Genomic DNA, 21,599 nt, shown 5'->3' with positions numbered 1-21,599 from the left:
TTTTCTTTAAAGTATTTTATTTAAGTTATATTCTGCAATAATTTTCTTTAAAAAAACTAATATTTTAATTTAAACATACAAAATTAATATTATTTAATATTGATATTATAAAAAATAACAACTTATCTTTTCTTAAAACTTTCATATTAGATCTTAATTTAATTTTAATTATCAAACATAAAATATTACCTATATATCCTTAAAAAGGAATTAAATTATGTATTTATTATTTATTTTACATTTATTAATAAATTATTTAATATATTAGCAAAATATTTATGTGTAATCATATAGATAACTCAAGCTTCAAGCTATATTGAAAGTTCTTTTATGTTGACATTGTGTTTTGTATGATTACATATAAACTATGTGATCATTATTTAAAAATAATCTTAATTAAAAAAATTTTATGTCATCATTTTTAGCTAAATTAGAATTGGACGGAGTAACTTATACAATATTAGAATGCGATTATTTTTTCCACAAAAAAACAGATAGTACCTCAAAACCAACAGGTGAAACATCGGGGGGAGAAATAAACTTAAGTATAGAAAGCAACGGAAAAACTGACTTTGTTGAATGGGTTTTATCGGAAGACAAAACTAAAGACGGTAAAATCATTTTTTATCGTCGAGATGGAATGAGTAAGCTTTATAATATTGAATTTGAAAAAGCTTACTGTCTAGATTTTAAAGAAATTTTTAATTCAACAAATTCTTCTCCTATGAAAATAGATTTAACAATATCAGCACGTACACTGAAATTTAATTCTAAAGCAACTTATGAAAAAAGCTGGAAGATCTAAAAACTGAAAGATCTCTTAATTATTTAAAGTCAAACTAACCCAAAAAAAATCATCCTATGAATATCTATCGTAGCTCTACTTTAGGTGAATCCTTTAAAACCTATGCAAAAGTTACTGTTAATGGAGTGGAAATATCACGAGAAAATCAAATCCAAGTAAAAATCAAGCAAAAGTTACTAACCCATAATTATTTTGAAATATTATGTCCAAGTGAAACCTTTAGCGAAAAAAACAGTTATCCTCTTATCAATAGCCAAAACCTGCACTACTCCTATTTTTCCGTGCATTTGATTAGATTTAAAGAAACTACGGCGATATTTCAAGGTGTTATTACGGGGGTTGAGCATCGTGTTCAGGATGGATATCCTTATATACTTTTGACCGGAGAAGCTGCTACACACCTTATGGATAAGAACATAAATTGTCAAACCTTTATTAACAAATCTCTGAAAGAAATTGTAACAGCGGTTACCGATAAATATAAAGATAATCGCTTACAGGTACTTATATCTCCCGAAACTACGGAAATCCTGCCTTATACAGTATGCTATAACGAAACCGATTTTCAATTTTTAAAACGATTAGCCAAGCGATACGGTGAATATATGTATCATAATGGAGAATATTTTGTTTTCGGAAAAGGTAATCAACTAAGGACTGAAATATCCGAAGGAGAAGATTTTCAAGAATATTCCTTAAACGTAATCAGTAAACCTCAACATTTTATCCGTCAACGATATGATTTACGTAACGATAAAGTTATAAAAGAAGAATCAAATCAACTGTACTATCCCGATCAAAAAAATCTTTTTCATGTCAAATCAGTTCGAGCTTCTGAAAAATACTCCATACAACCGCAAACGGGTTATTCTGCTCCCGATTTATTCTATGGGGATGCTCAACAATTAGAAAGAGCCGTACAGCGTAAAAAACTAAGTCATGAATCCACCATTATAGCCACAACTAAAACCGATAATCCTCATCTCCGTTTAGGCGATACCATGCAAATGAATGCATGGACTAAAGAAAATAATAAATTCCAACCCATCGAAAGTTACCGTATCACAGAAATCGAACACCGCTTTACCGATGAAGGATATACCAATCATTGTAAAGGTATTCCTTTTGAGCAAAAAATAGCTCCCTATTTAGATGAAAATGCATATCCGCATATCGATAATCAAATTGCGATTGTGGTTGACAATAACGACCCCGAATCTTTAAACCGACTAAAAATTCGCTTTTATTGGCAACAAGAACATGAAAGTACCATATGGGTTCCTCTAATGCAAGGACATTCGGGGGGTGGACAAGGAGCGCATGTTATCCCAGAAATCGGACATATAGTATTGGTGGATTTTCTCGGTCATAATGCCGAAGCTCCTATCGTTCTAGGTAGTCTATACAGTGGAAGTCATAAAAGCGGGTTTCATACTAAAAATAATGATTTGAAAGTATTTCAAACCCGAAGTGGAACTAAACGAATTGTCAATGATGCCGAAGGAAGTATTTTGGAAGAAGATAAAGAAGGCAGTTTTATAAAGTTTGAGGGCGACGGTAACGTTACTTTGAACGTAATAAAAAATCTTACCATCACGGTTGGTGAAAATGTTAATTTTAATATAATTAAAAATAATAATGTGAGTGTAGGCGGTAACCATAAAACAAAAGTTTTAGGTTCAACTCAATATACCATTGCCGGAACTGCCGATATTGATGTTCAAGGCGATTTATCCATGCATACGGATAAGGATATGATTTCTAACAGCTACAGTAAGATAGAAAATCAAAGCGTAGGCAATATTATAAATAATTCACAAAAAGAGGTTAGAAATAACAGTATTAATAAATCCAATTTACATTAAAAACTGAATCCCAAAAACAAAAGTTATGCTACATATAAAAGTTGGTGGAATTCTACGCCGTACTGCTAAAGGGGAAATTAAAAATTTCGCTAAAGGTGATATAATTGATTCGGCAAATGAAGTAATAACAAATGCAAGTGAAATAATATTTGGCAAGGCAATACCACATCCTGATAGAGAAATCCCTTTACCTTTGGCTTGCATAGAATTCTTGCCCGGAGAAGGACCTAATCCCTTAAGTCCTTCTACTACGGGAGAATTAAAAAAAATGAAATATCAAGGACAATTCGGCTTTGATTTTTTTCGCAAAAAAAATTCAGTTTTTAAAGATGAAAAGTCCTTTTTTGATAGTCTCCCTCTTGATAAGCAAACAGGATATTACAGTGAGAACGGAGCTTATAAACAATATAAAACCGCTAGAGATCAATATGAAGCCTTATGCAAGGAATATAAAAAGCATTTCATTGCTTATCGAACGCAAAAAACAATAACTCAGGGGTGGGAAAGCGAAGAATGGACATATTACATCCCTTATATGACTTTGTATTCAAAGGAATATGTGGATAGTATAACGTCCGAATATAAACCTGTTTATGAAGCTTATTTATCCATGATCGTTGAAATTGAAGAAGATATTGATCAATGGAAATTTGAATACAATAAAAGACTTTTTAAACATTCTCTTGAAATACCTTTAGAAATAAAAAAATGCCAACCCACTAAACACAGTTGTAACTTAAAAATAACCTGTCTAAAAGATTTTGACACAGAACAAGAAATACGGGTCTATGTCTATCCGAAAGGAAGCAAAGGAAAAAATATAATAGAACGAGAATTCACGAAAGAATTAGCAGGAGTTATTAAGGTATTGCCCAATTCAGCCAATCATCGAAAAAAAGTAAACATTTTAGCCGTACAATTAAAAACGCGTGTTGATGATACACAAGGAAAAGAGGTACAAGAAGGAAAATTTTATAAAGATCAAATACAACGATTCCACTATATGTTTAATCAAGCCTATATAGAACCGGAAATTAGATTATATAAAGCAACGGATGGAAGTGAATATTTAGACCTAACTACAAATATAAATTTTAAAAAAAACACACCATATATAGATCAAAATGGTGATATAAATGATAATCAAAGTGGTATGAAGGTTTATCAAATATTATTAGACAGTTTGAGTTGTAAAGAAATTAAAAATGACGATATCGTTATATATTTTTGGGGGTTAAAGAGCATTGGCAACACAGGGATTTCATTCATAAAATCAAAAAGATGCTTTATTTTTAGAAATGAAAATTTTGTAGATGGATTACCTAATCGCTCAAGATATGGTGATACAGTCGTGCATGAAGCTTTACACTCTATCGGATTAGATCATACTTTTTGGGAAAATGATCCTCCAAATAAATACCGAAAGTATTACTTTCAAATAATATCAACTTGTAATACTATGGACTATAGTACGGAAAGAAATTTTCTCTATAAATGGCAATGGGATTTAATCCGCCAGGAAATTCAATAAAAAATCATGAAAAAGTTACTTATAACCTTAATTTTAATCATATCTATGACAGCTCCCGTCTACTCTCAATCCATGAAGGATTTTGACCTCTATACCAAAACGTTTGACTTAAAAACATTCAAAGAAAAAATCAAAAACACTAATAGAGATAGTTATATCTATTATTTAAATAATAATATTCGCGTTTATCAATACATAGAGCCAGATCATTATATCAGAGAAGTAATTAGTCAAGAAAATAGTTCATATAGCGTTGAAAGAAGATATGATCCTAATGGAAAATTATTTACAACGGTTAGACAATTTTACGGCTTTAATATTGGGGATTTTGTATCTTTTGATGAAAATGGTAATCGTGAAGAAAATATTAATTGTGATTATCTGTATTCTTTTACGGTAGAGGATTTGATACAAAAAATGAAATCCTTATACGGGATTGATTTAAGCGTTAGAACAGAAGGGATTACTGTTAGAAAACATCTAACTTCTCCTAAAGAGGATATTAAACCTTTGTATACTGTGTATTATCCCATAATTGAAAAAGATTCCATTAAACGGGACGGCGCTATAGTTAAAAATCGAACTTTCTATATAGACGGCAGTAATGGAAAGATAACGATTGAAGATTATGTTGAATTAAACACCTATATCAAAATAGAAGGGGAAAATATTGGTACCCATAAAACCGCTCGTTATTATACATTTAATGAAAAATGGGGACTTAAAAAAATCATACAAAAAAAATTATACTGGTCGGATAGTAAAGATATGGCACCGGAAATTTTGGAAGAAAAAAAGATTTTCGAATCATACAGCCAATAAGGAAGGCAATCAAATTTATGCAGTTTTTAAAATTATATATGAAAAAGTTACTTATAACCTTAATTTTAATCATATCTATGACAGCCCCCGTATACTCTCAATCTATCAAAGATTTTGACCTTTATACCAAAACGTTTGACTTAAAAACATTTAAAGAAAAAGCGACTAATGGCGAAGATTATTTCTATTATTTAAATGATAACATTCACGTATATCAACACGTACAACCAGATCATTATATTAGAGAAGTAATTAGTCAAGAAAATAGTTCATATAGTATTGAAAGAAGATATTATCCTAATGGAAAATTATTTTCAACGATTAGACAATTTTACGGCTTAGATATTGGGGATTTTGTATCTTTTGATGAAAATGGTAATCGCAAAAATGTGATTAATTTTGACTATCTGTATTCTTTTACGGTAGAGGATTTGATACAAAAAATGAAATCCTTATACGGCATTGATTTAAGCGTTAGAACAGAAGGGATTTCAGTGAAAAAACATGGAACTTCTCCAAAGGATGATATTGAACCTTTGTATACCGTCCGTTATCCTTTAATTGAAAAAGATTCCATTAAACGGGACGGCGCTATAATTCAAGATCGAACCTTTTATATAGACGGCAGTAATGGAAAAGTAACGATAGAAGATTATGTTGAATTGAATAGTTATTTAGAAACAGAAGGCGAAAAAAAAGGTTTGTACGTAACCGCTCGGTATTATGAATTCAACGAAAAATGGAGACCTAAAATAATCATGGAAAAAAAATTATACTACAAATTTGGTAAAAAATATTCACCGGAAATTTTAGAAGAAAAAAAGATTTTCGAATCATACAGCCAATAAGGAAGGCAATCAAATTTATGCAGTTTTTAAAATTATATATGAAAAAGTTACTTATAACCTTAATTTTAATCATATCTATGACAGCTCCCGTCTTCTCTCAATCCATGAAAGATTTTGACCTCTATACAAAAACGTTTGATTTAAAAACATTCAAAGAAAAAATCAAAAACACCAATAGAGATAGTTATATCTATTATTTAGATAATAATATTTGCGTTTATCAATATGACGAAGGAGATAATTTTATTAGAGAAATTATTGATCAAGAAGGAAGTCCTTATAGCGTTGTAAGAAGATATTATTCTAATGGAAAATTATTTACAACGGTTAAACGATTTTACGGCTTTAATATTGGGGATTTTGTATCTTTTTATGAAAATGGTAATCGCAAAAATGTGATTAATTGTGATTATCTGTATTCTTTTACGGTAGAGGATTTGATACAAAAAATGAAATCCTTATACGGCATTGATTTAAGCGTTAGAACAGAAGGAATTTTTGTTGCCAAACATCTAACTTCTCCTAAGAAAGATATTAATCCTTTGTATACTGTGTATTATTCCATAATAGAAAAAGATTCCATTTATCGAGACGGCGCTATAGTTAAAGATCGAACCTTTTATATAGACGGCAGTAATGGAAAAGTAACGATAGAAGATTACGTTGAATTGAATAGTTATTTAGAAACAGAAGGAGAAAAAAAAGGTTTGTACGTAACCGCTCGGTATTATACATTTAATGAAAAATGGGGAACTATAAAAATCATAGAAAAAAAATTATACTGGTATGGCAGTAAAGTGATGGGACCGGAAATTTTGGAAGAAAAGAAGATTTTCGAATCATACAGCCAATAAGGAAGGCAATCAAATTTATGTAATAAAAGCTAAATAATAGAACAGTAATGTAAATGTAAAGAAGATTAAGAATTAATAATTTAAAATTATTTGCTTATGAAATCTAATGGATTCTTCTTAGACGAAAAGAACTTTTCCACAAATAAACCAACTAGTGAAATTCATGTAAAAGTTAATAAACCCGAAGGAAAAGTGCGTTTACATTCGGAAAATTCACTTCCTTTACACCCACTAAATGCAAGATTATATCGAGTAGACCTACGGTTTTCAAATGAAAAGCAATCGTTGGGATATGAAGTAAAGGTAAAAACTAAGCCCCTTTCTAACCGAAGTGTTGCTATAAAATATAAAAAAAACTACTTCTTTACAGACGGCAAAACGCCTAACCGATTGATTGATCAGTTAGCTATTGAATGCACCCATATTTTATATCCTATAGGAATAACTGTTAATTATGATACGAACATAAAGCGAATTAATAATTTAGCAGAGATAAAACAAAAGTTCGAACAACAATTACCGACCATTCAAAGAAATTATAAAGGCAATAATTTTGCAAATTATATTCAAGAAATACAAAGATGTCTTGCAGATCCTAACTTATTTAATCAACGGCTACTGCATAAAGACCTCTTTTTAGCCCTTTATACTCATCCCCTTTATCAGTCATACCCTCAATCAAGAAAGCTGGAAAGTAACATAATGGTACATGTTCCTGATGTAAGTTATCCTTTAATGTTTACAGGTAAGCTGAAAATCGATGAAAATTATAACTGCATGAGAGGGTTTTATATCCATTTTCAAGGAAGTGCTACTTCACTATCGGGGCAAGTATACGAGCTTTATGTAGAATACAATATGGATTATATCGATTACACTATTAAAGATATTTTAGCGGAAGTGAAAACCGTTATCGAAGATAACAAAATAGTACTTTATAAAATGACTTGTTACCAGTTAAGAGAAGAAGAGTCTTCTTCAAAAGAAAAGCAATTACAACACGTTCACAACATTCAAAAACAGAAAGAAAAAGAACAAAAAGAGGAAGAAAACTATCAAAAATATATGAAAAGCCAACGGAGTTGGATTAGCAAGTTATTTAATCTATAAATCCAAATGCAAAATAAAAACTAAAACACAAAAATTTCAACTATGGGAATAAAATATTTAGTTCAAGGTGCTATATGTGCCTGTAAATATGGCAATAGTACCGATGAACTGTTGGTTAAAACACAAAATATACTTTATCTGAATGATAGTAACAGCTCGAAAAAATTAGCAGCTACTACAACCGATGTAGGCGCAACATTTAAAAAGAATTGTTTCGGAGGATGTGCAAAAAAACCGCACCGTGCGCCGTGTTCCGTGCAAGTAACTCAATGGAGTAGCGAAGAATCCACGCAAAAAATAGAAGGAGCCGGAAAACTGTTAACAGAACAATCCAAAGCAGGTTGTCCTTTGGGTGGACAAGATTGTATCAGTGTAGTACACCACGGTCAACAAGCCGAATTATCACAACAAAACCTTGAAAATACCCCGAAGGAAGTTCACGAGCAAATCAATCCCCTGACCTCATTAAAACTAACCCATAGAATACTAACGCTAAAAGCCAAATAAAATGTCTAAAGGTATTAATCGAATCATTATCTCTGATGAACATATAAGCAACGGACAAATTATAAAGTTTCCACAACTTTTGAATGGTTGTGAAGTATATGGTTTGATAGCTAATGGAAACTGGGTTACCTTATCCGTTGAAATGGATGAAAAAGTATTTTTAGATGTTGAAGATAAAGTAAAAAATAAGCAAATACACAGCGGTATTAAATGGGTATACGGAAAGGTATATAATTTACAGAAAGGAGGAATTAGTTGGCACGGATGGTATACAGATACCAACAGAAATAATAAAAAAGATGAAAACGAAGAATGGGTAAATAACAAACCCGTTGAACAGATATCGAAAATCGATTTACACAATGTTCAAGGCAACTATACGATACAAAAAACCATTCAGATAAAATTTGACAACAAACCGTACGATACGCCTGCCCTGTCATGGGTAGAGCCTTTTTTAATTCATCCTGAATTACATTTCAGTAAAAAACCTAAAGGTATTTTTATTGTACCGATTGCAGAACCAAAAATTTATCGAACGGATCTTCTAATAAATAATTCTCCTTTCGATAGAAAACTTCAAATACCTTTACCCAAAACAGAAAAGGAATCACAAGAAAACGAAAATGTAGTTTACTACGGAGAAAACCTCATCATTTCTGCCCATGTTTGTACTTTACTGATTCCTGAATCTGCTGAATTTACAGTTATAATTGATCAAAAAGTACAACATGGATCTAATAGCGGATTTTTAGGGGTTAAAATTGATAGTTACCAAACAATCTATGAGAAAAAAGTAAACGGATTAAAGCCCGAAAATGATAATTTTTGGAGTGAAGATCTTGATTATGAGCTAGTCTCATACCTCTCCCAATATTTTAAAAGAGCAGAACTTTTGATACCGTTAGCCATAGATAAAAAACCTGAAGATCAAAAAGAGAAAACTAAACGTACCTTCTTTGTTACTCTTAAACACATTTATCAAGCATATAGCGCAACTAATACAGATTTTAAAAAATTATATCCGATACAACAGGGGTATTTAACCATTGGTTATACCGATATGGAAAATTTGCTGGAGATACAAAATAAAGAAGTCGATGAATATGTGGAAAAGGCAGGGGATGTACTTTTGCAACCTAACGGAGAGCCTTGCCATTATACATGGATAAAAGCACATAAAGAAGACGAAGAGATAACCTTATTTGAAGAAAAAAAGGAAGGAATAAAATTAGATCCGATTGAAATTGGTCTGATAACAGGAGATGTAAATCCTTATCTGTTAACTTTAAGTACTAATCTAAAAACCGAAGAATGCAAAACACAACAACACACCAAAGGGGCAGACAGCGTATTTTATTTTCCTGCTAAACTATCTTCAGAAAAACAAGGTATTAACATTCAAAAAATCGATTACAGTTCCATTGATTTGCTTATCCCCTATAAATACATACGTGATCATAAAGCCTTAGGTATGGTTAATATTTTTCCTTTTAACTATTTTTGGTTAAACGAAAAAGATGTCCAAAAACATGTGGTAATGGTAGATACCTGCCGATATAACATACCTGTAAAGATAAATGTATATCCTGATGTTAATTGGGAAATTAAATTCGAAGTTGGTTCTGTACTACCCCAAACATATTCACATACCAATTTTCCCACTGCCAATGGAAGTTTTGAACAACATCAACAAGATGCAATTAAAGCGGGACAAAATAGAAGATGGATAAATGGAGAAGTATATTTTGAACTTTCTTTACAGGCAGAAATCAACAATATAAAAAGACAATATTCTGTCCACTATGAGCAAAAAATTAAAAGCATATTAAAAAGTCTTATTTCAATAAAAGAAGGATTAGACAAATTATGTGGATTAGATAAGATAAAGCCGAAGGCTAGAACAATTACAAGTAAAGTACCTGGCATGAAAAAATTGCCATTTACCCTACAAATTGATTATCCTGTGATTTCTATTTTAGGTAATTGGAATTACGGTTATAATTCATCAAATAAAAAAGTTGTGAGGCAAGGTCAAATATCTTTAGGTTTTACTCCATTAATAAAAGCGACAGGTAAAATAGATTTAATTGCCTGTGCTGAATATTACCCTCCTGCAAGAAGATTTATTCAAGCAGCAAGGTGGGCGGCAGAAAAACTCAATGGGGATATATGGTTTAATTTATATGCAATAGGAGAAATTGATCTTCAAGGACATCTATATTTTAACCAAGAAAAAAACGTTGAACCGTTATCCAGTAAAACTACTGTAACTTTAGGAGTAGAATTGGGTGCAAAAATAGCTTCTGATATAGAAGAAGTAAGTTTCCAAGCCGAAAGCACATTTAAGGGAGAACTTTCAGCAAAAGGAGAAACATCACTCAGTTTAAATGCTAAAGCAGGATTCGATGATAAAGGAATTTATAATGAGTTTAGCTTAGATTTTGGTGGGGTAGTTGCTTATTTAACGGCTAAAGTAAAAATGTGGAGAATTGACGCTGGAATTGAGAATAAAGCTTTTACAATAGTAGACGAAAAACCCGATTTATTTAAACAAACATTATATTTTTAGTGAAGATAAACAATGAAAATAATTAAAAAATTTTTAATACTCTCCTGTTTATTAGGTGCAGTAAGCGGATGTAAACCTCAAAACCAAGAAAAACAAATGGAAGAAATCATTCAACAAGAATTAGCCTTAACGCAAAATTACACACATCGCCCAGCATTCGGCGCACAAGTTACCAAAAACGGTTGCAAACTTATTATTGAAGTCGAGGGAGCACAAGATTATCGATTTACTGATAATACTGGACAATCAACCATGTTGCCTTTAAACATATTATTACTTAATGCCGGTAAAAAAAATGTCATCATCAAAGTTTACCCAAGAGATGGAGAAGACTATCTAACTAAATACGCTAATGCATCTGTTACCATTTACCGAGCAACCGACAAGGATACTTCTTTAAAAGATTATCAAAAAATTGCTGAATTTAACTTACCACAAGGGTTGGAAGAGCAAAAGTTACCTTATTATGAAGCTAAATTGATGATTGATGTTGATGTACCCTTTACTTACGATCAGGAGCTTGCAACATCTATTAATTTAAAAAATGTCCCAAATATCGAACAAAAAATTGTCGAAAAATATAATCAAATAAGAACAATATGCATTAACAGAGATGAAATTGCATATCATAGGGAATTTCTTCATTCTTCAGGTATTGTATCAAACACAACCTACGAAAATAATTATGATGAAATAAAAAATTCATATAAAAGAAAACCTATGTTAACCGATTCGGATTCTAGAATAACAAATCGCGAATTTTTGCCGATCAAAAACTATACTATACAATATTATGCCAACGGTAAAATTGTGGCTCTTTGGCAAAAAAATCTACGTCCAATGCTTTATATGAAAGCCCATGTAAAAAATGATGAAGGAGAAGAAAGAAATATAGAAGGAGGTGATCCTATTTTCTTATATATGCCACAAGGTAGCAATGAGTTGAAAGTATGGTAATGATGAAAAAATCAATTAGCTTGTTTTTACTTAGTAGTTTTCTGTTTTCTTGCGGACAAGCACAAAAAACAGATAAACAAATAATTCAAGAAACTATGCAAGCAATTGAAGTGCCAAAGCAGTACAAACAAGAACCTGCCTATTATGTCGGGATTTACAGTTCACATGTTAAATGGGAACTATTTATTAATGATACACAAGCGTTTGATCATTATCAGGGTAAAATTACCAGTCCCATTGTCCCATTAAATTATAATATACTGGGCAGTGGTAAACAAAAAATAACCTTTCGCATTTATCCCCCGAATGGACAGGCTGTTTTAGGCAAGTATGCCTCTTTTAGAATGAGATTATATTATAGAAAAAATTTTAGGGATAAGGAAGATCCTGAAATCCCTATACTAAACTTCGAACTGCCTTATGAACAGACTAAAGATTTACCTTATTTTGAAAAATCGTTTGAATTTGAAGCGGAAGTGCCTTACCAAATGACAGGTTGGACAAAATCTAAAGATTTAACCAAAGTCCCCGATTTGGAACAAAAAGTAGTTAAAAAAATAGAAGAGTTGCGTACTATTTTAGAAAATAAGGATACAGAAGCTTACTTTCAAGCAGTTATGCCTAAATTGAAAGAAAAATTCATCTGTTTATATGCCACTCAAGAAGAAATTGAAAATTATTTTCAAGAATACTCTTTAACCAATGGGGAATATTCAAAGATATTTGATGATATACAAATTTTACCGATTGAAGACTATCAGATAATACTTGAACCCAATAATCGGCTTGTAAAATTAAGACAAAAAAACGGTGATAGTTTTACAGACGGAATCAAATTTAAAGCAATTGTTAAAGAAGATAAAAAGGAGACTACTGGAAGTTATTTATTTCGTTTCCATATACCCGAAGGATCTGACGAATTAGAGGTAATAAGATAGGGTAATGATGAAAAAATCAATTAGCTTGTTTTTACTTAGTAGTTTTCTATTTTCTTGCGGACAAGAAAACCAAGAAAAACAAATGGAAGAATTTATACAACAAAGATTAAAGTTAACACATACTTATAACCATCGTCCTGCATTTGGCGCACAAGTTACCAAAAACGGTTGCAAACTTATTATTGAAGTAGAAGGAAGTACCGATTATAGATTTGTAGATAATACAGGTCAATCAACCATGTTGCCTTTAAACTTATTATTACTTAATGCCGGCAAAAAAAATGTCATCATCAAAGTCTACCCGAGAGATGGAGAAGACTATATAACCAAATATGCTAATGCATCTGTTACCATTTACCGAGCAGCCGACAAGGATACTTCTTTAAAAGATTATCAACAAATTGCCGAATTTAACTTGCCACAAGGGTTGGAAGAGCAAAAGTTACCTTATTATGAAGCTAAATTGATGATTGATGTTGATGTACCCTTTACTTACGATCAGGAGCTTGCTACATCTATTGTTCCATTGATTTGCTTATCCCCTATAAATACATACGTGATCATAAAGCCTTAGGTATGGTTAATATTTTTCCTTTTAACTATTTTTGGTTAAACGAAAAAGATGTCCAAAAACATGTGGTAATGGTAGATACCTGCCGATACACCATACCCGTAAAAATTAATGTATACCCCGATATTGAATGGGAAATTGCATTTGTTTTAACAGCAGGATTACAGATCGAAGGCTCTATTACACGAGAAAGAAAAGTTTTGAACTGGTATCATCAAAAATTCGGTTTTAGATATATAAAAAGAGAGTTAAATATTGAGGTTACCGATTCAGCTAAACTTCAATATGATTTAGCAGTTTGTTACAGTATAAATGGAAAACCTCATAAATACGGGCTAAAAAGCATTGAAAAAATAATTGAAAATGCTAAATATGCCTACGATTCAGTTTCACTCAGTCTTAAAGATCTTAATCCTTCGACTGTTGAAAAAGGTTACAAGAACTACGGTTTAGAATCAGGAACATTAAGTAAAATAGATTTCAGCATAGACCCACCTAATATAGGTTTTGCCTTGCGTTGGCAATTTGATGAAAGCCAAAGCGGGCAAATGGCAACAGTTTATAAAGGAGGAATAGCTTTACAACCGTTAATCGGTATTGCGATAGGGATTGATTTAATCCCATTTATAGGCAAGATTCCTTATGTTGGAACGGTGTTCTTATGGATAAAATCAATAGTCGAAAAACTATCAGAATCAGAAATATATATTACTTTCGAAGCTTCAATGGAGGTAAATTGGGAAGGCAGTTGGTCATACAATACTATAGATGGTTTTGACAAAGCAGGTGAGCAAGAAGCTAAAATCGAAGTAGGTATAAAAATTAAGGTGGGTATAAAACCAAGAGGTACAGTAATTGCTACCTCAACTCAACCAGTAAAATTAAAATGGATGGTAGATGGAGAGGCTGGAACTTCCTTTGTTTTTACTCAAAAAATCGGCTATGATAGGCAAAAAAGCGCTCAATATAAAGAATCTTCTGTTATTTGGGGAGGGGCTAAAATAACGATTAAAATATACGAACTAGTATTAAGCAAATCATATAACTTATATAAAGAAAACACATTAACATTATTTGATGAAAGAGAAATTTATAATTCAGGAAAAGAATACATTGAAGCTACTTAAAAAACTTATTATTTGTATGTCAGTATTTTTAATGATCGGATGCAATCAAGCCCAACAGCCACAAAGTTCTAAAATCATCAGTGGAAAACCTTTTGATATTAGACACCTCGATTTTTCCGTCCCTATCGATACTCTTTTGTCTGAGTTTAAGGGTAAATACTACAAAGAACCTTTAGGAAAAATGACATCTCCTGATGATGATGAGATGATTGGTTATACTTATATTTTAGTTCGATTAGCTGATGAAGATTATTATTTCTACAAAAAAAATGTCAAATTAGATAGGATAATAATCATCACTGATTTGAACGGTACTATCTATTCTTATACAGGAGAAATAAAGGCACCTACGAAATGGGTTAAAAGTGCAATAGAAGATTTTCACGAAAAAAACAGCCAATATTTAGAAGATAATTTAATGAGTGAGAAAATGGAAAGAGAGTATCGAGAAAAATTTGATTTACACTATTACTGCTATCACTTACCCGATCGATACTTAAGTACGAGCATTCAAATTAACGATTTCGATGACCGAGATACTATGGTTGGCTGGATTAGGGGAGAAAATCCAATTGAACCAAAAAATGAATCACTTAAAGCTCAAACAGGAGCATATATGCGTAAAAATTAGTTTATAGTAAAACAGAGAAAAAAAATTAGAAAGGTGAATACATTGAAATTAATACCTAGAATCATCATTATACTACCGCTTATATTTATGGCAAATTGTAATCAAGCTCAAAATAATAATCACGAAATAAAAAACCAAAAGGTAATGAAAGAAAAAACACAGCAAAACATCCAAAATGTTTTAAACAATAATAAAATAAATATGCATTCTCCTTTTTATGAAATAGAAGTATCTATCCGTGGATGTGCTATTGATTTATTTGTTAACGATATTCTCGTCTTTACAAATTATGAAACTGGAAGCATGGCGGTAGATTGGCCGATTAATCAATGGATATTATCTAAAGAAGGAAAGCAGGCGGTAAAAGCTATAGTATATCCCTTTGATGGTCAAGAGTTTATTTCTACAAAAGCGGAAGTTGATCTAAAAGTATTTGTCAAAGATGTTTCTTTAGAAACCATGAAACGGCATGTTGTCTTAAGTTTCCCCCATATTACCTTTACTAATGATATTCAATTGCCAGTCTTTAAAACAGAAACTTTATATTTTCAAGCAGAAGTACCATACCATTTTGAGGGTTGGACAAATTCGGTTAGTTTAGAAAAAGAAGATAAAAACAAACTTCTTAAGGAATTAGATGAATGGTATAACGAATTTTATGACATATTTACCAAGCAAGATCGTTCAAAATATATTCAGCTAACAGAACAACGCTTAAAAGAAATCAATACTTCATTTTACTTATCTGATGAGGAAATAGAGGAATTAGACTATTTTAAAAATTTACCAAGAAATTTAAAAAAAGTACCTTTAGATGATTACGAACTCGTATTTTATGCAGATGGAAAATTGGTAGGTTTAAGAATACCTCATGAACTGTCGGGTTTTAAATTTCAATTAGATTTTAAAGAGCCGGAACAGAAGGGTAATTTTATTGAAATGGCTTTATTTCATCGAAAAAAAACAGATGCAAAATTATCAATCATAAGATGAAATCGAAGTTATTTATTCCGTTTCCATACACCCGAAGGATCTGACGAATTAGAGGTAATAAGATAGGTATTCATGAAAAAATTAATAAACGTGTTTTTACTTAGTAGTTTTCTGTTTTCTTGCGGACAAGCACAAAAAACAGATAAACAAATAATTCAAGAAACTATGCAAGCAATTGAAGTGCCAAAGCAGTACAAGCAAGAACCGTTCTATTATGTCGGAATTTATAGTGCTAATATTAAATGGGAACTATTTATTAATGATACACAAGCGTTTGATCATTATCAAGGTAAAATTACCAGTCCCATTGTACCACTAAATTATAATATACTGGGCAGTGGTAAACAAAAAATAACCTTTCGCATTTATCCCCCGAATGGACAGGATGTTTTAGGCAAATATGCCTCTTTTAGAATGAGATTATTTTACAATAAAAATTTTAGAGATAAGGAAGATCCTGAAATCCCTATACTAGATTTCGAACTGCCTTATGAACAGACTAAAGATTTACCTTATTTTGAAAAATCGTTTGAATTTGAAGCGGAAGTGCCTTATCAAATAACAGGTTGGACAAAATCTAAAGATTTAACCAAAGTCCCCGATTTGGAACAAAAAGTAGTTAAAAAAATAGAGGAGTTGCGTACTATTTTAGAGAAAAATAATACAGAAGCTTACTTTCAAGCAATCATGCCCAGAGAGAAAGAAAAATTTATCTGTTTATATGCCACTCAACAAGAAATTGAAAATTATTTTCAAGAAAGCTCTTTAACCAATGGGGAGTTTTCAAAGATATTTGATGATATACAAATATTACCGATTGAAGACTATCAGATAATACTTGAACCCAATAATAGGATTGTAAAATTAAGACAAAAAGACAAAGATGATTTTTCTGACGGAATTAAATTTAAAGCAATTTTTAAAGAAAATAATAAGGAGTCTAATGGAAGTTATTTATTTCGTTTCCATATACCCGAAGGATCTGACGAATTAGAGGTAATAAGATAGGTATTCATGAAAAAATTAATAAACGTGTTTTTACTTAGTAGTTTTCTGTTTTCTTGCGGACAAGCACAAAAAACAGATAAACAAATAATTCAAGAAACTATGCAAGCAATTGAAGTGCCAAAGCAGTACAAGCAAGAACCGTTCTATTATGTCGGAATTTACAGCGCTAATATTAAATGGGAACTATTTGTTAATGATGTACAAATGTTTGCCCATTATCAAGGTAAAATTACCAGTCCCATTGTCCCATTAAACTATCGAATATTGGGCAGTGGTAAACAAAAAATAACCTTTCGCATTTATCCCTCGAATGGACAGGCTGTTTTAGGCAAATATGCCTCTTTTAGAATGAGATTATTTTTCAATAAAAATTTTAGGGATAAGGAAGATCCTGAAATCCATATACTAAACTTCGAACTGCCTTATGAACAGACTAAAGATTTACCTTATTTTGAAAAATCGTTTGAATTTGAAGCGGAAGTGCCTTACCAAATGACAGGTTGGACAAAATCTAAAGATTTAACCAAAGTCCCCGATTTGGAACAAAAAGTAGTTAAAAAAATAGAAGAGTTGCGTACTATTTTAGAAAATAAGGATACAGAAGCTTACTTTCAAGCAGTCATGCCTAAATTGAAAGAAAAATTCATCTGTTTATATGCCACTCAAGAAGAAATTGAAAATTATTTTCAAGAATACTCTTTAACCAATGGGGAATATTCAAAGATATTTGATGATATACAAATTTTACCGATTACTGACTATCAGATAATACTTGAACCCAATAATCGGCTTGTAAAATTAAGACAAAAAAACGGTGATAGTTTTACAGACGGAATCAAATTTAAAGCAATTGTTAAAGAAGATAAAAAGGAGACTACTGGAAGTTATTTATTTCGTTTCCATATACCGGAAGGCTCTGACGAATTAGAGGTAATAAGATAGGGTAATTATGAAAATAAAAAGTAAAATTATAATATTGATATTTATACTATTTTGTAATGTTTCATGTTCACAAAATAATAATTATCAAAAAATTATGAAAGAAATAATCGATTTAGTTCCAAATTTACCAAATAATCAACCTGTATATTATGCTCCGGTTTATAGTAGTAATTGTAGATGGGATGTTTATGTTAATGATGTTTTATTATACCATTTTCCTGCTAAAAAAGGCGATATTATAAATGTTCAATTGCCATTAAATATGCGAATATTAGCTTCTGGGAAGCAAATAATAAAAGTAAGAATATACCCACTAGAAGGGAAAACTCATTTAGGCGAATATGCAACTTTTAAACTTCGGGGAGAATACTATTCGGATAAAAGGAATATGGAAAAATACGATTCTTTTTTTAATTTTGAATTGCCTTATGAACAGGTTAAAGATTTACCTTATTTTGAAAAATCGTTTGAATTTGAAGCAACAGTTCCTTATAACCTAACGGGGTGGACAAAATCAAAAGATTTAACTAAGGTTCCTAACCTAGAACAAAAATTACTAGAAAAGTTAAAGGATCTTAAAAAAATTATTGAAGCTAGTGATGACGCAAAATATCTTGATGCTATAAAAAATAGAGAAATCGAAAAATATACTTCTTTTTATAGTTCAAAGGAAATAATTGAATCAGATCTTCAAGAGAATAAAATATCAAATCATTTTGATGATTCTTATGATGTAGTTTTTTTGCCAATAGAAAATTACACTCTATTGTTACAGGGTAATAATAGGATCGTTGAATTAAGAATGGATGGCAATGACATGTATTTTTGGGGGATTCCTTTTAAAGGTAAATATAAAGGCAATAATACAAACTTTGAAGGATCATTCAATTTCCGTTTCCATATACCCGAAGGCTCTGACGAATTAGAGGTAATAAGATAGGGTAATGATGAAAAAATCAATTAGCTTGTTTTTACTTAGTTTTTTTTGTTTTCTTGCGGACAAGAAATACAAATGGAAGAATTTATATTTTACTTAGTAGTTTTCTATTTTCTTGTGGACACTCACCAAAAGCAGATAAACTAATAACTAATGAAATTTACAAGTTATTGAAACATCAAAGCAGTACAAACAAACACCTTTTTATTATGCCGAAATATATAGCTCCCATGTTAAATGGGAACTATTTATTAATGGTACACAAATGTTTGCCAATTATCGGGGTAATATTACAGTACCATTAAATTATAATATACTGGTAAGTGGTAAACAAAAATTAACTATTTGCATTTATTCCTCCAATGGACAGGATGTTTTAGGCGAGTATGCCGCTTTTAGATTGAGATTATTTTACAATGAAAATTTGAACTAATATTAAAGGCTTCGGCAACAGGTAAACTAAATTTATATTATACTCAAGTTGATTTAGATTTTGAGGCGAAAGCACAATCTAATGGATATTTTGCCTTAGGTCTTTCTGCTGGATTGGATGATTATAAAGGCTTATATTTTAAACCAAATGTTAGACATTCTGGTATTAAAATCACATTAAGCTTATATGTAAAAGTCAATGGTTTTAAAAAAACAAAGAAAGAAGAGTTCACTGTTATTAAAGAAGGAAAACTTGAAATTGATAAAAAATATTATATACATGATTAGTCGTAACATAATTATATTACTGCTCGCAAGTTTCATTTCATTGGCATGCGCAAAAAGTAATAATGAAATAAAAAAAATTAGCATGAAACATACTCAAAATTCAACGATAAATAATTTCGAAAATAGACCTTATTATCAAATAAATGTAAAAAGTTCTGCTGTTAATTTTGATATAAGAGTGAATGATTTACCTTTATTAAAATTTTTTGAAAAGTCTGGTGGAATGAATATGGAATTTCCAATAAATACAGGGATATTGGAATCTGGTGAACAAATTTTAACAATAAAGGTATACCCTCTCAAAGATAATAACTTGATATTACCAAATAGTTATTTTTCATTAGAATTAAATAAAAAAATAGATGCATGGTCATTTAATAACAAAAGAGAAATTATTTTAAAAATACCTGATATGATAGTTCCTAAAGAAGGACTGCCTTATTGGGAGTTTCAAACCAAATTTACCGTTTATGTCCCTTATCAATTAACAGGATGAAAAAATTCAGAATCTATTGAAAATACTGAGAATATTAAAAAAGAATTAAATTTAGCATATGAAAAAATAAAAAATGCTATTGAAAAGAAAGACAATTCCGCTTTTAAGTTATTAGTTAAAAATAAAATTTTCGAAGAATCAGTATCATTATATGAAAAACAAGATCACGAAATAACGCCTTTTCCAGTAGAAAAAGAAAAAATATTACCATTTACAAATTGTGAAATAAGGTTTTATGGTAATGGTAAATTGGTTAGATTAGAAGATAATAATGGTGAATCATGTTTAAAAAGTGAAATAATTGAAAATGGAAAATCAGTTATTTATACTTATCCATTATTTTATCATAAGCCAAAAAACTCCAGTGAATTAGAAATAATAAGGTAAATAAAAAAGTAGGAAATTTTATATCAATGATTAATAAATATTTATTTATAATATTAATAATTTTTAATTTTTCTTGTAATGCAGGAAAAAATAATATTGACTTTAAAGATAACAGAATGAAAGATAATGTTTTTTATTTTATAGAATATGACTACAATAATAAATGTGGTTTTGAAATATATATTAATGATATTTTAGTTAAAAGTTATTTTAAACCAGTGAATATTGATAACTCCATAACTCCAATTAATCCATATATTATAAATTCGGGAAAACAAGAAGTTAAGATAATTTTATATTCCTACGACAATAAAGAAATACCTAATGATACTAATTTTACTCTAAAAGTATTTAGTGTAGTAAATAATGATAATAATGTTATAACTTCATCAAATCAAGGGAAGATAATTTATGTATTACCAAAACTTACAATAAATAAAAATTTAAGTAGTTGGGATATTACAGATTCTTTTGATATAAATAATTTACCTTATACCGTTGAAGGCTGGAAACACTCCAAAGATTTAACTAAAATCAATGATATTGAACAAAAAGTAAAAGATAAATTTTTATTCCTAAAAAGTACTATTTATAATAAAGATTCAAATCTATTTATAAAAATGTTTAAAAAGAGTATATCTGAATCAAAAAGATTTTATTACTTAACTGATCAGCAAGAAAAAAATAGTATAACAGAAATTAAACAATTAATATCCAAAACCAATATTCATTGTGAATCCATTAGTAATACATTAATTAAGTTTTATGCTAATGGTCGATTAGTCACTTTGAAAACTCAAGATCAAAAACCTGCTCTAAGATTAATTGAAGATGGAGAAAATTACTCATCTGAGAGTAATTTCCCGATTCTACTGCACATACCCGAAGGATCTGACGAATTAGAGGTAATAAGATAGGTATTCATGAAAAAATTATTTAACTAATTAATGATACTATTAAAACTAAAACATAAAAATA

At 30.4% G+C, this 21,599-nt stretch carries 20 protein-coding genes; all 20 read left to right on the top strand.

What is annotated here, in order from left to right:
• Positions 1-409: 409 nt before the first annotated feature.
• The 20 genes from tssD to GYM72_RS04255 all read left to right on the top strand — a co-directional run bounded on the left by tssD (position 410) and on the right by GYM72_RS04255 (position 21,538).
• Positions 410-805, top strand: coding sequence for a type VI secretion system tube protein TssD (tssD, locus tag GYM72_RS04350; RefSeq protein ID WP_220264839.1), 396 nt, complete (start codon positions 410-412; stop codon positions 803-805).
• Positions 806-861: 56 nt separating this feature from the next.
• The gene (locus tag GYM72_RS04345; protein WP_220264838.1) at positions 862-2,670 is read left to right on the top strand and encodes a type VI secretion system Vgr family protein; all 1,809 of its coding nucleotides are present in this window, start codon (positions 862-864) and stop codon (positions 2,668-2,670) included.
• Between the two features lie 25 nt (positions 2,671-2,695).
• A complete protein-coding gene (locus GYM72_RS04340) occupies positions 2,696-4,201 on the top strand; it encodes a hypothetical protein (protein ID WP_220264837.1) in 1,506 nt (501 codons plus the stop codon).
• Positions 4,202-4,207: 6 nt separating this feature from the next.
• Positions 4,208-5,023, top strand: a complete 816-nt coding sequence (locus tag GYM72_RS04335) for a hypothetical protein (protein WP_220264836.1) — start codon at positions 4,208-4,210, stop codon at positions 5,021-5,023.
• A gap of 38 nt (positions 5,024-5,061) precedes the next feature.
• A complete protein-coding gene (locus GYM72_RS04330) occupies positions 5,062-5,871 on the top strand; it encodes a hypothetical protein (protein WP_220264835.1) in 810 nt (269 codons plus the stop codon).
• Positions 5,872-5,909: 38 nt separating this feature from the next.
• Positions 5,910-6,725: a hypothetical protein gene (locus GYM72_RS04325; protein WP_220264834.1), complete on the top strand. Its 816-nt coding sequence runs from the start codon at positions 5,910-5,912 to the stop codon at positions 6,723-6,725.
• A gap of 96 nt (positions 6,726-6,821) precedes the next feature.
• Positions 6,822-7,835 carry a hypothetical protein gene (locus GYM72_RS04320; RefSeq protein ID WP_220264833.1) on the top strand — a complete coding sequence of 338 codons (1,014 nt, stop codon included), beginning with the start codon at positions 6,822-6,824 and terminating at the stop codon, positions 7,833-7,835.
• 42 nt (positions 7,836-7,877) lie between these two features.
• Entirely contained in the window at positions 7,878-8,342 is a 465-nt protein-coding gene (locus tag GYM72_RS04315; protein ID WP_220216287.1) for a PAAR-like protein, read from the top strand.
• Position 8,343: 1 nt separating this feature from the next.
• On the top strand, positions 8,344-10,914 hold the full coding sequence (locus tag GYM72_RS04310) for a hypothetical protein (protein ID WP_220264832.1): 2,571 nt from the start codon (positions 8,344-8,346) through the stop codon (positions 10,912-10,914).
• A 12-nt stretch (positions 10,915-10,926) separates the two neighbouring features.
• A complete protein-coding gene (locus GYM72_RS04305) occupies positions 10,927-11,871 on the top strand; it encodes a hypothetical protein (protein WP_220264831.1) in 945 nt (314 codons plus the stop codon).
• Complete coding sequence (locus tag GYM72_RS04300; RefSeq protein ID WP_220264830.1) at positions 11,871-12,809, top strand: hypothetical protein; 939 nt, start codon at positions 11,871-11,873, stop codon at positions 12,807-12,809. Before GYM72_RS04305 ends, GYM72_RS04300 begins: the two co-directional genes overlap by 1 nt.
• Before the next feature lie 4 nt (positions 12,810-12,813).
• Complete coding sequence (locus GYM72_RS04295) at positions 12,814-13,383, top strand: hypothetical protein (RefSeq protein WP_220264829.1); 570 nt, start codon at positions 12,814-12,816, stop codon at positions 13,381-13,383.
• A gap of 2 nt (positions 13,384-13,385) precedes the next feature.
• Complete coding sequence (locus tag GYM72_RS04290; RefSeq protein WP_220264828.1) at positions 13,386-14,507, top strand: hypothetical protein; 1,122 nt, start codon at positions 13,386-13,388, stop codon at positions 14,505-14,507.
• Between the two features lie 16 nt (positions 14,508-14,523).
• Positions 14,524-15,138: a hypothetical protein gene (locus GYM72_RS04285; protein ID WP_166003604.1), complete on the top strand. Its 615-nt coding sequence runs from the start codon at positions 14,524-14,526 to the stop codon at positions 15,136-15,138.
• Positions 15,139-15,171: 33 nt separating this feature from the next.
• On the top strand, positions 15,172-16,131 hold the full coding sequence (locus GYM72_RS04280; RefSeq protein ID WP_220264827.1) for a hypothetical protein: 960 nt from the start codon (positions 15,172-15,174) through the stop codon (positions 16,129-16,131).
• A 72-nt stretch (positions 16,132-16,203) separates the two neighbouring features.
• On the top strand, positions 16,204-17,139 hold the full coding sequence (locus GYM72_RS04275; RefSeq protein ID WP_220264826.1) for a hypothetical protein: 936 nt from the start codon (positions 16,204-16,206) through the stop codon (positions 17,137-17,139).
• Between the two features lie 6 nt (positions 17,140-17,145).
• Positions 17,146-18,081 carry a hypothetical protein gene (locus GYM72_RS04270; RefSeq protein ID WP_220216291.1) on the top strand — a complete coding sequence of 312 codons (936 nt, stop codon included), beginning with the start codon at positions 17,146-17,148 and terminating at the stop codon, positions 18,079-18,081.
• 94 nt (positions 18,082-18,175) lie between these two features.
• On the top strand, positions 18,176-19,021 hold the full coding sequence (locus GYM72_RS04265; protein ID WP_220264825.1) for a hypothetical protein: 846 nt from the start codon (positions 18,176-18,178) through the stop codon (positions 19,019-19,021).
• 799 nt (positions 19,022-19,820) lie between these two features.
• Positions 19,821-20,234 carry a hypothetical protein gene (locus tag GYM72_RS04260; protein ID WP_220264824.1) on the top strand — a complete coding sequence of 138 codons (414 nt, stop codon included), beginning with the start codon at positions 19,821-19,823 and terminating at the stop codon, positions 20,232-20,234.
• 503 nt (positions 20,235-20,737) lie between these two features.
• On the top strand, positions 20,738-21,538 hold the full coding sequence (locus tag GYM72_RS04255) for a hypothetical protein (protein WP_220264823.1): 801 nt from the start codon (positions 20,738-20,740) through the stop codon (positions 21,536-21,538).
• Positions 21,539-21,599 lie beyond the last annotated feature (61 nt).

The organism is Apibacter sp. ESL0404 (assembly GCF_019469245.1).
GTDB lineage: Bacteria > Bacteroidota > Bacteroidia > Flavobacteriales > Weeksellaceae > Apibacter.
This window is presented reverse-complemented; position numbering and strand designations above follow the sequence as displayed.

Coding starts and splice junctions, on each gene's coding strand:
- tssD (WP_220264839.1), top strand. CDS start 410: ATGTCATCATTTTTAGCTAAATTAGAATTGGACGGAGTAACTTATACA.
- GYM72_RS04345 (WP_220264838.1), top strand. CDS start 862: ATGAATATCTATCGTAGCTCTACTTTAGGTGAATCCTTTAAAACCTAT.
- GYM72_RS04340 (WP_220264837.1), top strand. CDS start 2,696: ATGCTACATATAAAAGTTGGTGGAATTCTACGCCGTACTGCTAAAGGG.
- GYM72_RS04335 (WP_220264836.1), top strand. CDS start 4,208: ATGAAAAAGTTACTTATAACCTTAATTTTAATCATATCTATGACAGCT.
- GYM72_RS04330 (WP_220264835.1), top strand. CDS start 5,062: ATGAAAAAGTTACTTATAACCTTAATTTTAATCATATCTATGACAGCC.
- GYM72_RS04325 (WP_220264834.1), top strand. CDS start 5,910: ATGAAAAAGTTACTTATAACCTTAATTTTAATCATATCTATGACAGCT.
- GYM72_RS04320 (WP_220264833.1), top strand. CDS start 6,822: ATGAAATCTAATGGATTCTTCTTAGACGAAAAGAACTTTTCCACAAAT.
- GYM72_RS04315 (WP_220216287.1), top strand. CDS start 7,878: ATGGGAATAAAATATTTAGTTCAAGGTGCTATATGTGCCTGTAAATAT.
- GYM72_RS04310 (WP_220264832.1), top strand. CDS start 8,344: ATGTCTAAAGGTATTAATCGAATCATTATCTCTGATGAACATATAAGC.
- GYM72_RS04305 (WP_220264831.1), top strand. CDS start 10,927: ATGAAAATAATTAAAAAATTTTTAATACTCTCCTGTTTATTAGGTGCA.
- GYM72_RS04300 (WP_220264830.1), top strand. CDS start 11,871: ATGATGAAAAAATCAATTAGCTTGTTTTTACTTAGTAGTTTTCTGTTT.
- GYM72_RS04295 (WP_220264829.1), top strand. CDS start 12,814: ATGATGAAAAAATCAATTAGCTTGTTTTTACTTAGTAGTTTTCTATTT.
- GYM72_RS04290 (WP_220264828.1), top strand. CDS start 13,386: ATGGTTAATATTTTTCCTTTTAACTATTTTTGGTTAAACGAAAAAGAT.
- GYM72_RS04285 (WP_166003604.1), top strand. CDS start 14,524: ATGTCAGTATTTTTAATGATCGGATGCAATCAAGCCCAACAGCCACAA.
- GYM72_RS04275 (WP_220264826.1), top strand. CDS start 16,204: ATGAAAAAATTAATAAACGTGTTTTTACTTAGTAGTTTTCTGTTTTCT.
- GYM72_RS04270 (WP_220216291.1), top strand. CDS start 17,146: ATGAAAAAATTAATAAACGTGTTTTTACTTAGTAGTTTTCTGTTTTCT.
- GYM72_RS04265 (WP_220264825.1), top strand. CDS start 18,176: ATGAAAGAAATAATCGATTTAGTTCCAAATTTACCAAATAATCAACCT.
- GYM72_RS04260 (WP_220264824.1), top strand. CDS start 19,821: ATGAAACATACTCAAAATTCAACGATAAATAATTTCGAAAATAGACCT.
- GYM72_RS04255 (WP_220264823.1), top strand. CDS start 20,738: ATGAAAGATAATGTTTTTTATTTTATAGAATATGACTACAATAATAAA.